Source organism: Psychrobacter sp. APC 3281, assembly GCF_030407815.1.
Lineage (GTDB): Bacteria > Pseudomonadota > Gammaproteobacteria > Pseudomonadales > Moraxellaceae > Psychrobacter.
This window is the reverse complement of the sequence record NZ_JASDCS010000005.1, coordinates 167,880-181,499: the sequence shown is the minus strand read 5'-3', so window position 1 is coordinate 181,499 and position 13,620 is coordinate 167,880. Positions and strand designations below refer to the sequence as shown.

Below are 13,620 nucleotides of genomic sequence, written 5' to 3'. Positions count from 1 at the left end.
ACGTAGAAATAGAAAAGTTATTAGATATATTAGGCCAGCATAAAGTACTAGAAAAGCTATAATACGTCTAACGTTGGCGTCTCTACTGTATCCTGCCCTAGCATTTGTACCCGCTGATCGCTAAACATATCCATATCAGGTGCTAGCGTACGCATAAACCGATCAAAATACAACATCTGTTTGGTTAATAGAGCAAAATCGCGTGGAAAGTGAATACCATGACGTTTACCAACTTCAACAATCTCAAGCATCATTTTATTAAGCTCATCAGCTTGTTCTTTACTATTAAACGGTACACCGCTGGTAAAGGTCTTATCTTCTGCCATGATGGTTGTCATCATACGCTGCAAGTCATTCCCCAATGCAGTCACATCGACTTTATTGCCACCATGTGTCATTTCCATATCAATCATATGGCGAGCCATGGCTTGATAGTCACTGTCTTGCATGGCTTGCATCATGCCCATGCACGCACGCCAGCTCTCAGCTTTGAGCTTGCCGACAATACCAAAATCCAAAAATCCAATACGGCCATCAGTCAATAGCATTAGATTACCAGCGTGTAGATCAGCATGGAAGCTGTTACACAGCATGAGGCTGGCAAACCATGTGTTCAAAGTGTCTGCCATGACTTGTGCAGGATCGGCACAGTATTGGCGCATGAGCGACTCATCGACCATAGAGACGCCATATAGACGGCTCATCGTTAGTACACGCTTGGTAGTCAGCTTTTCATAGACAGTTGGTGCAACGACACAAGTATTACCTGATACCGCTAAGAACTGTTGAAAATCGCGAATGTTCTGTGCTTCGGCGATAAAGTCAGTCTCGGCAAGCATACGCAGGCGAATCTCATCAATAATCGGTGCAATGCTAGCAAATTTCATCGATGGCATTAGTATTTCAAGTAGCTTAGTCACGCCATGTAATACACCCAAATCGGTCTGCATGATGGTTTCGACACCAGGCTTTTGCACCTTTAGCACTACTTCATCGCCATTGTGCAACCGTGCTGCATGCACCTGAGCGATAGAAGCTGATGCTAATGGCTCTGAGTCAATATGCGCAAATGTATCATCAAGCGTCCTGCCATCATTCGCTAGCTCCTCTCTTAGCACTTGCTCGATATAAGCATAAGACAATGGCGTGGTTTGATCCAAACAGCTCTGGAAAGCCTTGACATAATCACGTGGAAACAGCGACGGTGTACTGGCGATAAACTGACCGATTTTGATATAAGTCGTACCTAACTGCTCAAAGGTTTCTTTGAGTAGCATCGCGTCAGGTTTCTCACCTTTTGCCACTCTTAGCGCAGACAGACCTGCCACACTCGCTGTTTGGCGAACACGGTTCATGACATTAAAAGTATGCTTTAATAAATGCGGACGATGAATTTTCATAAAAAACAACTATGGTAATAAGAAGGAGGTTTGAAGATAGGCAATACAATATAAACACGCGTTAAAATCAGATTATTCAGTTATAGTCGGTTCGATATAATTTGGATACAAGGAAGGCAAGTGAAAGTACTACAACTCGTAGACTAAGCAAGCTTAACACCGTATCCAATTTATAGAGAGCTGACTATAGGACTGCTACAGACAGGACACTGTGAGTCTTTTCGATAGCCCATCAGCCGCTGCTGCATCTGACTACCATCCCATATGAGCAGCTTGTTTGTCAGTAGATTTTTGGTTAATCCTAAATATTGCAGTGCAGTATTGGCTTGTAGATTACCCATGACAGCGGTGGTACTGGCTAGCACACCAGAGTTGGCACACGTACGTTCGTCAGCGGCTTCGTCAAGCACCACTGAGCCAAACACGCAATGATAGCAACCAGTATCGAGCTGAGGTTCGAACAGTGCTAACTGCCCTTGCATCGCAATCGCTGAGGCTGATAACAGCGGAATCTGGTAGCGTACACTAATACGATTGATGATGTCGCGCGTGGCAAAATTATCCGTACAGTCTAAGAGTAAGTCAGGCTTGCCTGCTGCCATATCGAGCAACTCATAAGCGTTGTCTTCATCTAATCGTGCGACTGTGCCGCGAGTCTTTATCAAAGGATTGATGCGCGCTAACATATGCGCTGCGGTCAGTGCTTTAGACTGACCAACATCTTCTGGCAAAAACAGCGTTTGCCGTTGTAGATTGCTCGCCTCAATCTCGTCATCATCAATCAGATGGACATAACCTATCCCAGCACGCACCAATGTCTCAGAAGCAGGACAACCAAGGCCGCCTGCCCCTATTATGACCACACGTGCTGTCTTTAATCGCAGCTGAGCATCCATATCCCAACCGTCTAATAAAACTTGCCGAGCATAACGGAGCAGCTCATCATCCGATAGCTGTACCATCTCTTCTACCATATTCATCTACAACCTATAATCAAAGAAATCTACTACCAAAAAACTATCTACTGGACTTGCCCTAGCGTAACGCGATCATTATCACCGTAGTCTTTTACGGTATGTACTGACTCAAAACCACTATCCAAAAACAACTTGCGAACAGCATCACCTTGATCATATCCATGTTCAATAGCTAATAACCCACCTGTACATAGATATGTCGTCGCTTGCTGGACGATATGCTCGATATCAGCCAAACCCTGATTGGGTGCACTGAGCGCACTAATCGGTTCAGCTGTTAGATGGGCCAAATGCTCGTCTGTCTCGTCAATGTACGGAGGGTTTGACACAATCACGTCAAACTGCGGCTCATCGTTAGTAGGTAACGCTTGATACCAACTGCTTTGGACAAAATCAACATTGGCAACATTATTGCTCATAGCATTGTGCTGAGCCACTTTAAGCGCCTCTGACGATAAATCAACCGCCACGATTTGCCAGTTAGCTTGCTTGAGTTCATGAGCAAGACTAATAGCGATACAACCTGACCCTGTCCCTAAATCTAACAATCGCTTATTACTAAGTTGCCTTGGCTGAGCGTTTATCCAGTTCAGTACTTGCTCGACCAATACCTCGGTATCAGGCCTAGGAATCAAAGTATGCTCGTTTACCTTAAAGCTCATCGACCAAAACTCCTGCTGCCCAGTCAGGTACGCAAGCGGTATGCCTTTCTGCATCTTATTCACACCATCGTTGAAACGTGCGACCTCACTATCAGTTAGCTGATAATCTTCATCAGTCATCAATGCTATCGCAGGCTGGTCAATGACATGCAACAACCAATCCGTGAACCAAAATGACGGTAACTGATTATCTGACTCACCATTCGTCAGTTGTCCAATTTGCTGCTTGATTTGACGAATGGTTGATACGGTCATAGATAGCTCTCAAAAAACAGTGAATGGATAAAGGTACAATGCTGCTTAGCCTACTCTGATGCGCGTGGCGGCTCTTTGGTATCGGTCAGGTTAGGATTGGTTTTGCTCAGTTTGTCACCTATCCCGTTACCACCGCTGCCATCATTATTGTCATCGCCATAAATATCATCGTTATCACCAATGACAATATGTCTATCGACAAAGTAAATCAATGCCAGAATTGGAATACCAATAGCAAAGGTAAAGATGAAGAAAAATGGATAACCCATATTATCGACGATAGCACCAGAATAACCACCCATCACTTTGGGTATCAGCGTCATCAGTGAGGAAAAAATCGCATACTGTACAGCAGTAAAGCGAATCGAGGTTAGTGCTGATAAGAAAGCGATGAATACAGCACTCGCAAGGCCCGCAGCCAAGTTATCAAATATCACTGCCATATACATGAGTGGCAGGCTACCTGGGTTATATGTCAATACCACAAACAACAGGTTGGTCGCACACGCTAAAATCGCACCAATCATCATGGCATGCATGATACGGAAACGCTGAGCCAAAATCCCGCCCAAGAAGCCACCTGCAATTGCCATAATCACACCGACCAGTTTTACGGCATTGGCGATATCAGTTTTGCTAAAGCCCATGTCTTGATAAAAGACGTTGGAGATCACGCCTGCGACGATATCTGAGATACGGTATAGACCAATCAAGGCTAAGAGTAGCAAGGCTTTTTTGCCATAACGTCGGAAAAAGTCTAAAACAGGCTCGATCCATGTTGCCATGGCCACTTCTTTTTTCACCAGTCCTACTTGTACTAGTGCATAACCTGCTGCCATTGCCGCGCCTAGGCTTACTAACAAGTGCAAGGTTTCTACAAAGAAACTAGAAAACGCGCCTTCGAACTCTGGTAAGACTTGTCCCATCAATATATAAGCAGCGATAAAGGCAATCACTGAAAATACAAACAACGCTACCAGTCTGACGTAGTCTTCACGAGTTTCAGCGACCAACGGGGCTTTGTTAATGATTTTTGGTTGATTAATAATAAAGTACAGCAATAACAATGGTGCGCACGCGACCAATGCTAAAAAGTAAAACTTAATCGCTGGCATTACCATTAACGGTATCAAAGCCACTGTGCTATCAAATAATGTATTGATCAAAATATTAATCAGGTAAATAACACCAAACAGCAGACCTGGGATAAGCAGTAACGCAGAATAAATTAGGAATACTTTTAAGTTACCCTTCTGCTTTTTACTTTGCAGGGTCTCAGCGGTTGGCTCATAACTGGCAAACGTCGTTAATACCCCTAACGTCATGACTCCTGCCATGATGTAATAGGTATTGCGCCATGCTTCATAACTATAAAACGTCTCATTTGAGCCGAAATAATCAGCCAAATATAACGCGCCTGCCCCTGCGACAATCATACCGATGCGGTAGCCTGACACATAGATAGAGGACAAGATAGACTGCATAGACGGCGGCGCAAGCTCAATACGGTACGCATCAATCACGATATCTTGCGTCGCAGAAGAGAACCCAAGCAACACGGCCGCGCCTGCCATATAAACCAAGACATCTTCGCTAACAGGATTTACCCTTGCCATCAAAAAGATCGCCAGCACGATAAGCAGCTGTGATACCACCATCCAACTACGACGACGCCCTAGCCACTTGGTCAAAAACGGCACAGGAAGCGCATCAATCAATGGCGCCCAAATAAATTTGAACGAATACCCTAGGGCCGCCCAACTGAACATAGTGACGACACTACGATCAATGCCTGCTTCTCTCAGCCATAGCGACAGACTTGAGAAAATCAGCAGAATAGGTATACCCGCTGAGAACCCCAAAAACAGCATAATAATGACACGAGGATCGAGATAAGCTTTTGTAGCCTCGCCCCATGATTTTTTGGCAATTGGTTGATTGGGCGGTACAGATTTGACAGCAGACATAATAACTCACCAACAATTCAGACAAAGAACACAACCGCGCACAATTTTTATCAATCTTTAGAATCAGTTATCGACAAAAGGATCGATAAAAATTGCTCTACGTTGCACCAATATTATGATTACAACAAAATCCAGTTATGGTACTTGAGAACCTTTATCTTGACTAGATGTTTTTGCATTAACTTAGCGATTGCAGGCCATGTGCAATCGCTTATATTTCTTAATAGTAACGCAAAAAACCGCAGTGTTTTACCAAGGTTATCTTAGCTCTCTTTTTTATTGCTAATTTCTATTTTGAAAGATATCTGACAATGACATTATTTATAGGTAATATAAAGATAGTAGTAAAATTGACGCAGGCTTTATTGGTTGAGTGCAATCTATTGCTTTACTCTTAACTGGCGATGATAAGCAAGGGCGTTAATAAAGATTTAGATAAACAAAACATCAAGCATTTTATGATTTGTAATTTAAAACTTATAATTCTTATATATTAGTTTTATAAATATACTCAGCTTAGCTATGCTTTGTACATAAACAACGACTACCGAGATTCACGGTTTGTTCTTTCGATTATCATAGCCTAGGAGTTATACCATGTCCGACTCAACCAATAACACCACTGGCAAAAACACTGCCCCAGATGCTGCTCGTTGTCCTGTAGATCACGAAAACAACAATAATAATGCGCCTACCAACACAACCTACGATCAGGGTGACGGTCAAGGCCCAACGATCCATAGTGAAAACGTTGATAACTCGCACGAGCCTCAGCGTCCTAGCATGGGTGGCTGCCCTGTTATGCATCAAGCGCACACTACCACTGCTTCTGCTGCGACAGATTGGTGGCCAAATGCTCTAAACTTAGACATATTGCATCAGCAAGACAAAAAGACTGACCCAATGGGTGAAGACTTTGACTATGCTAAAGCTTTTAAACAGCTAGATCTAGAAGCGGTCAAGACTGACTTAAAAAACCTAATGACTGAGTCGCAAGAATGGTGGCCAGCGGATTGGGGACACTATGGTGGTTTGATGATTCGTATGGCATGGCATTCAGCTGGTACGTATCGTCGTTCTGATGGTCGCGGCGGTTCTAATACTGGCAACCAACGCTTTGCACCATTGAACAGCTGGCCAGATAACGTCAACCTTGATAAAGCACGTCGTCTATTGTGGCCAATCAAGAAAAAATACGGCAATAAATTGTCTTGGGCTGATTTGATGATTTTGGCAGGTAACATGGCTTATGAGTCTATGGGTTTTAAAACTCTAGGTTTTGCTGGTGGTCGTGCTGATATCTGGCATCCAGAAAAAGACATCTATTGGGGTTCTGAGCGCGAATGGCTAGCTGCTACCAAAAACCGTTACGACAGTGATGAAGAGCGCGAATCATTAGAAAATCCTTTAGCTGCTGTGCAAATGGGGTTGATCTATGTCAACCCAGAAGGTGTTGATGGCAATCCTGACCCAATCAAAACCGCACAAGACATCCGTACGACGTTTGGTCGTATGTCGATGAATGACGAAGAGACCGTTGCTCTAACCGCTGGTGGTCACACGGTTGGTAAGTGTCACGGTAATGGTGACGCGACGATACTAGAAGACGAGCCAGAAGCCGCTGATATCAAAGAGCAAGGCCTAGGCTGGCGCAACCCTAAGGGCCGTGGTAATGCAGGTGATACCGTTTCAAGTGGTATCGAGGGCGCCTGGACCACGAATCCAACTGAGTGGAACTATGAGTACTTTGATTTGTTGTTCAACCATGAATGGGCGTTGACTAAGAGTCCAGCTGGTGCGTGGCAGTGGGAACCTGTCGACATTAAGGAAGAAGATCGTCCGTTAGATGCGAATGATCCAAGTGTACGCCGCAACCCAATCATGACTGATGCTGATATGGCGATGATTAAAGATCCTATCTATCGTGAGATTTCAGAAAAGTTCCATAACAACCCAGAGTACTTTGATGAAGTATTCGCTAGAGCGTGGTTCAAACTGACTCACCGTGATTTGGGACCGAAGTCTCGTTACTTAGGTGCCGACGTACCGAGCGAAGACTTTGTATGGCAAGACCCTATTCCTACAGGTAATACGGACTTGACTGCTGATGATATTGCAACGCTAAAAGCACAGATTTTAGACAGTGACATTAGTCGTCGTGAGTTGATCATTACAGCATGGGACAGCGCTCGTACCTTCCGCGCTTCCGACTATCGCGGCGGTGCCAACGGTGCACGTATCCGTTTAGCTCCACAAAAAGACTGGGCAGGCAATGAGCCAGAACAATTACAGCGTGTACTTGAGACATTGACAAGCATTCAGTCTGGCTTTGAGAAAGACGTTAGCTTAGCAGATCTCATTGTGTTGGCTGGTAACGCTGCGATTGAACAAGCAGCAAACGATGCAGGCGTAGATATTACTGTACCGTTTAATCCAGGTCGCGGTGATGCTGACGCTGAAATGACTGACGCTGAATCTTTCGCTGATTTAGAGCCGCTACATGATGGTTATCGTAACTGGATTCAGGGCGACTATGCGGTATCACCGGAAGAGATGCTGCTTGATCGTACGCAGCTAATGGGATTGACAGCACCTGAGATGGTTGTATTGCTTGGTGGTATGCGAGTGCTTGATACCAACCACGGTCAGAGCCAACATGGCGTCTTTACTGAACGTGCTGGCGTGCTTACCAACGACTTCTTTGTCAATTTAACGGACATGAACTACACATGGCACCCTGTAAAAGCAGCCGACAACACTGCTAATAGCTACGAAGTACGTGAGCGTGGTACAGGAAATGTCAAATGGCAAGCGAGCCGTGTAGACTTGGTATTTGGCTCTAACTCTATATTACGTGCTTATGCTGAGCTATACGCGCAGGATGATAACTTAGAGAAATTCGTTCGTGACTTCGTCCGCGCTTGGAACAAGGTTATGAATGCAGATCGCTTTGATATTGCCAAATAGGCTGAGTTTGAAATTGGTCAATACCGACTAATTAATAGTAATAAATAACTTTATAACTAACGAACAGCTATCTTTTAGAAGGTAGCTGTTTTTTTATGCTTAGTTTTTTATGCTTAATAGTGACTGCTCTTTATGAATTGTTAGGTCAAATGGCTTCTCTGGATAAACAACGCTTACTGACTAAACAGCGTTTACTGAACAAATAATTTTTTAGCATTGCAAAATACAAATTCTATATTCATAATTATCATAAATTGATAGCTATTTATTATATACAAGAATAATAGCTTTGTTTTACACTACTTTATTACTGTATGTTCAGACATTTTTACTTTCATATACAGACGAGGTTTGTATATTTATACAATAGGATTAAGTTATGGCAATCGACGTAGTGGTCAACCAACGGCATTTGCAGATTCAGCTCAAACAGCTAGAAACAGTATGGCATACGGTGATTAACGGTTATAACTTAAGCCAAGCGGCGACCGTGCTACATACCAGTCAATCAAGCTTATCAAAGCATATTGCTGCACTAGAAAATCAGTTAAAGACAGAAGTATTCGTGCGCCAAGGCAAACGCCTGACGGGACTGACCACTATGGGCACAGCGCTCATGCCGCATATCGAGTCTATCTTTGCTGAAATTCGTACCATTGAAAACCTAAGTTTAGACTTTAATAATCCTAATATCGGTACGTTGACGATTGCCACCACCCACACTCAAGCGCGTTATGTACTGCCGCAAGTGGTTAAAGAATTCAAAGATCGTTTCCCAAAAGTAAATTTGATTTTGCAACAGGCAGATCCTGAGACCATCGCTCAGATGGTCATCCGTGGTCAAGCCGATATCGGTATTGCCACTGAGTCCTTGCTGCATAATAATTATCTTAGATGCTATCGTTACTATGACTGGACGCATCGCGTTATCGTACCAAGTGATCACGAACTGGCTAGCCAAGAGTATATTGACCTGCCCACGCTTGCCAGCTATCCGATTGTGACTTATCACGGTGGTTTTACGGGACGCGGCGCGATTGACAAGACGTTTGATGAAGCAGGACTGGAGCCGGATATCGTACTAGCGGCGCTCGATGCCGATGTAATCAGCACCTATGTCGGTCTGGGCCTAGGTATTGGTATTATCGCAGAAATGGCCTTTGAGCCAAGCCATTATCAAAACCTGACTGCCATACCCGTCGATCATTTTGGGCGCTTTACCAGTTGGATGGCAGTACGTGATGACGCAGAAATCCGTCAATATGGTCGCGCTTTCATGGAGCTATGTCAAAAGCAATTTGCAAATTAATGAGCATTTGTTAAATAAAGTATCTCAGACTTGCTCACCCTTACTAGACTGAGCTGTGGATGATAAAATAGATTCTAGAACGTTATTCAATGTTTCTTTTATATATTATTCACACTTGTATTGATATTTGGTCGAATGAAATTGATTTGCGACTAAATATCAATACATATTAACTTGCTCTTTTGTAAACAGGTGATACCGCTCATGGAAAAATTCGTAGCGATCATTATGGCAATTTTTGCCGCCCCTCTACTCATTGGCGGCGCTTATTTATTGTCCTTAGGCGGTAGTCCTTACTACCTTATTGCTGGCGTTATTATACTAACGACAGCTTTTTTATTGTTCAAAAAACACTGGAGTGCTTACGGGTTATATGCGCTATTTATCGTAGCAACCATGGCTTGGGCACTTTGGGAATCTGGGTTTTATTGGTGGGCGCTAGCACCTCGAGTTGGCTTCCCGCTTATATTTGGTTTGCTCATGTTACTGCCATGGGTATCCAACAAGATGCGTGGTCCTAAAACTCGAGTAAACGCAAATGCTGCATCTAATACATCAACCACAAACAACGTTAAGAAAAGCCCTCTGTATTATTGGGGACTGCTCGTAAGCGTGGCCGTAGGTGCACTGCTCTCTTTTGGTAGTCTAGCCAACAATGCCACCGACAAACTCGGTGAGCTTGATTTGACTGCTGCAAATGATGACGAGCAAAACGTCAGCTCAGATGAGACGTCAGCCAACCTTGGTGATCCGTTATCAAACGGTCAGCAAACACCAGATGGCGAATGGAGCGCGTATGGTCGTACTGATTATGGGCAGCGCTACTCACCTCTCGATAAAATCAATACCGATAATGTCAAAGATTTAGAGCTAGCATGGCAAATCCAAACAGGTGATGTCAAAGGTCCTAACGATGTCGGTGAGACCACTTATCAGGCAACACCATTAAAAATCGGCAACGGTTTATACCTATGTACCCCTCATAACTGGGTACTAGCGCTAGATGCCGACTCTGGTGAGACGCTGTGGAAGTTTGATCCTCAAGTAGAGGAAAACTTACAACGCCAGCATCAAACCTGTCGCGGTGTGTCTTACTATGCTGGTCAAGCAACCAGTCCTGTGCAAGTACAAAAAATTGCTGGTAATACCTTTGAAAACGCATCTAAGCAATGCGATGCCAAGATATTTATCCCAACTTCTGATGCGAAACTATATGCACTCGATCCAAATACTGGGCAACGCTGCCAAGACTTTGGGGATGATGGTGCATTAGATTTGATGCACAACATGCCGTTCAATCAAGCAGGTTACTATTACTCGACGTCACCACCAGTCATCGCGGGTGATACCATCATCGTCGCTGGTGCTGTCAATGATAACTATGACGTCAACTCGCCTTCTGGTGTGATCCGTGCGTATGATGTCAATACTGGTGAGCTTCTTTGGAACTGGGACTCAGGCGATCCTGATAATACAGCGCCTTTCGATGTCAATGATCCAACCCAAACTTATAAGACCAGCTCACCAAATTCATGGTCAGTCGCTACTGCCGATGAAGAGCTTGGATTGGCCTACTTCCCTATGGGTAACCGCACACCTGATCAGCTAGGTAGTTATCGAAATGCCGCTGAAGAAAAATATGCAACGTCTGTTGTCGCTCTAGATATCGAGACTGGTGAAGCACGTTGGGTTCAGCAGTTTGTCCATCATGACCTTTGGGACATGGATACACCTGCTCAGCCGACCTTACTTGATCTAGATACGGCCGATGGTGTACAGCCTGCGCTAGTTGTACCAACCAAACAAGGTGATGTATACGTCTTGAACCGCGCAACGGGTGAGCCTATTGTACCGATTAAGGAGCGTCCTGCACCGCAAGGCTATCTCATAGCGGGAGAGCACGCAGCGCCAACTCAGCCTTATTCTGGCTTGAGCTTTGAGCCTGAACCACTGACTGAAAAAGACATGTGGGGTGCCAGTCTCGTTGATCAAATGATGTGCCGTATTGAGTTCAATCAGCTCAACTATGATGGTCGCTATACCCCACCATCAACCAATGGTAGCTTGGTCTATCCTGGTAACTTTGGTACCTTTAACTGGGGCGGTATCGCAGTCGATCCTGAGAATGGCGTGATGTTCGGTATGCCGACTTACTTAGCATTTACCTCAAAACTCATTCCTAGAGATACGTTGGGCGATGCAGAGACCAATAAAGGCGAGCAAGGCGTCAATGCCAATGAAGGTGCAGATTACGCAGTAGAATTGGGTCCCTTCTTGTCACCATTAGGCGTACCTTGTCAGCAGCCACCATGGGGCACGATTGCTGGTGCTGATCTAGCCACAGGTGATATCGCTTATCAACGCAAAAATGGTACGGTACAAGACTTGTCTCCTATTCCTATCAAACTGGAATTGGGCGTACCTGGTATCGGTGGACCTATCATCACTAAAGGCGGCGTCGCGTTCTTGTCAGCAGCAACAGAAAACAACTTCCGAGCTTATGACTTGAAAAATGGCGACGTGCTATGGAATGTCCGTATTCCAGCAGGTGGTCAAGCCACGCCAATGACTTACTTGAACTCTAAAGGTGAGCAAATGGTCGTATTGGTCGCAGGTGGTCATGGCTCAGTTGGAACAACCATTGGTGATTATGTCTTAGCTTACAAACTTAGCGACCAAGACAAATAGTGTTACATTTGGTTCTTAAGATAATGATTATTTAATTTATCATTATCTTATAATCGAATAATTAGAGAAGCAGGTAACTTAGGTTGCCTGCTTTTTTTAATGCCATCTTTTTTTAATGCCATAGTATAATGCTGCTAAATCCTTTTATGACCTTACTTACGGTTTATTTATCGCTTATTTTGACCAACGACAACCTTTATAAATACACCTTAATAATTGTTAAGCGAGCTTAAAAACAGAGTTAGCTGACTTTGTTATGATTCATTAACAGTGACTAGCGGCACTTGAAACTACCACTGTATATAAGCATATCAGTAGAAAATAATTTACACACTACTGGAACATTTATGAGTAATAAAATCCCTTTATCTTTTCTAGATCTTGCGCCTGTACCTCAAGGCAAAACCATCGTTGAAGGCATCGCCCAAACGGTCGAAACCGCACAGCAAGCAGAAAAATCAGGCTTAAACCGCTACTGGATGGCAGAGCATCACAATATGCCCGGTATTGCCAGTGCAGCTACTTCAGTACTACTATCGCATATTGGTAGTCAAACCGACCGTATCCGTATTGGTGCTGGCGGCGTTATGCTGCCGAACCATGCCCCTCTCGTGATTGCTGAGCAGTTTGGTACTTTGCAGGCATTATATGGTGACCGTGTAGACTTAGGTCTAGGCCGTGCACCTGGTACTGATGGTGCGACGTTTCAGGCACTTCGTCGACAAATGAAAGATGCAGAACGCTTTCCACAAGATGTGCAAGAGCTGATGTATTTCCTAGGTAATGATACAGATGGCAGTCCTGTACAGGCATTCCCTGGTGCAAAATCAGGCATACCGATTTGGATATTAGGCTCTTCTCTATTTGGTGCGACTTTGGCTGCACATTTAGGACTGCCTTATGTGTTTGCTTCTCACTTTGCCCCACAAATGCTTGGGCAAGCAATTGAGGCTTACCGTGAACAGTTCAAACCGTCTGTCTATCTAGATAAGCCTTATGTCATGTTGGCTGCAAACTTATTGCTGGCTGATGATGATGCGACCGCTCAATATCACTTTACCTCAGCACAGCAGAGCTTTGTACGTCTGCGTCGTGGCGAAACAGGTCAAATGCCTAAGCCTACTCACGACATGGACAGTATCTGGAGTCAAGCAGAGAAAATGATGGTAGATAACGCATTGTCAGTATCATTCATTGGCTCTGTTGACACGGTCAAACCAAGACTCGCTGCGTTTTTGGCAACCTATCAGCCAGATGAGCTAATTGTGACGGCCAATATATATGACCAAGCTGCCCGTATCCGTTCACTTGAACTTACACCGGAGCTAAACTTATTTACTTTACAATGAAATGAGACACTTGCATAATTATTGATGAACCTTAACTGGATTTTTG

8 protein-coding genes are annotated in these 13,620 nt (G+C 44.2%); 4 read left to right on the top strand and 4 right to left on the bottom strand.

The window, feature by feature from the left end; all coding sequences use genetic code 11:
- Nucleotides 1-56: 56 nt before the first annotated feature.
- The 4 genes from QL886_RS05130 to QL886_RS05115 form a co-directional block, all read right to left on the bottom strand.
- On the bottom strand, nucleotides 57-1,400 hold the full coding sequence (locus tag QL886_RS05130; protein WP_290177861.1) for an AarF/ABC1/UbiB kinase family protein: 1,344 nt from the start codon (nucleotides 1,398-1,400) through the stop codon (nucleotides 57-59).
- A 170-nt stretch (nucleotides 1,401-1,570) separates the two neighbouring features.
- Nucleotides 1,571-2,380 (bottom strand): HesA/MoeB/ThiF family protein, encoded by an 810-nt coding sequence (locus tag QL886_RS05125; RefSeq protein WP_290177860.1) that lies wholly within the window; start codon nucleotides 2,378-2,380, stop codon nucleotides 1,571-1,573.
- Nucleotides 2,381-2,421: 41 nt separating this feature from the next.
- On the bottom strand, nucleotides 2,422-3,294 hold the full coding sequence (gene prmC, locus QL886_RS05120) for a peptide chain release factor N(5)-glutamine methyltransferase (RefSeq protein ID WP_290177859.1): 873 nt from the start codon (nucleotides 3,292-3,294) through the stop codon (nucleotides 2,422-2,424).
- 50 nt (nucleotides 3,295-3,344) lie between these two features.
- Nucleotides 3,345-5,261 (bottom strand): MFS transporter, encoded by a 1,917-nt coding sequence (locus QL886_RS05115; RefSeq protein ID WP_290177858.1) that lies wholly within the window; start codon nucleotides 5,259-5,261, stop codon nucleotides 3,345-3,347.
- 783 nt (nucleotides 5,262-6,044) lie between these two features.
- Between QL886_RS05115 and katG the strand changes: the two genes are divergently transcribed.
- From katG to QL886_RS05095, 4 genes are all read left to right on the top strand, one after another.
- Nucleotides 6,045-8,228, top strand: a complete 2,184-nt coding sequence (gene katG, locus QL886_RS05110) for a catalase/peroxidase HPI (RefSeq protein WP_290177915.1) — start codon at nucleotides 6,045-6,047, stop codon at nucleotides 8,226-8,228.
- Between the two features lie 379 nt (nucleotides 8,229-8,607).
- A complete protein-coding gene (locus QL886_RS05105) occupies nucleotides 8,608-9,537 on the top strand; it encodes a LysR substrate-binding domain-containing protein (protein WP_290177857.1) in 930 nt (309 codons plus the stop codon).
- A gap of 204 nt (nucleotides 9,538-9,741) precedes the next feature.
- Entirely contained in the window at nucleotides 9,742-12,225 is a 2,484-nt protein-coding gene (locus tag QL886_RS05100; protein WP_290177856.1) for a glucose/quinate/shikimate family membrane-bound PQQ-dependent dehydrogenase, read from the top strand.
- Nucleotides 12,226-12,572: 347 nt separating this feature from the next.
- Entirely contained in the window at nucleotides 12,573-13,574 is a 1,002-nt protein-coding gene (locus QL886_RS05095; protein WP_290177855.1) for an LLM class flavin-dependent oxidoreductase, read from the top strand.
- Nucleotides 13,575-13,620: the final 46 nt, after the last annotated feature.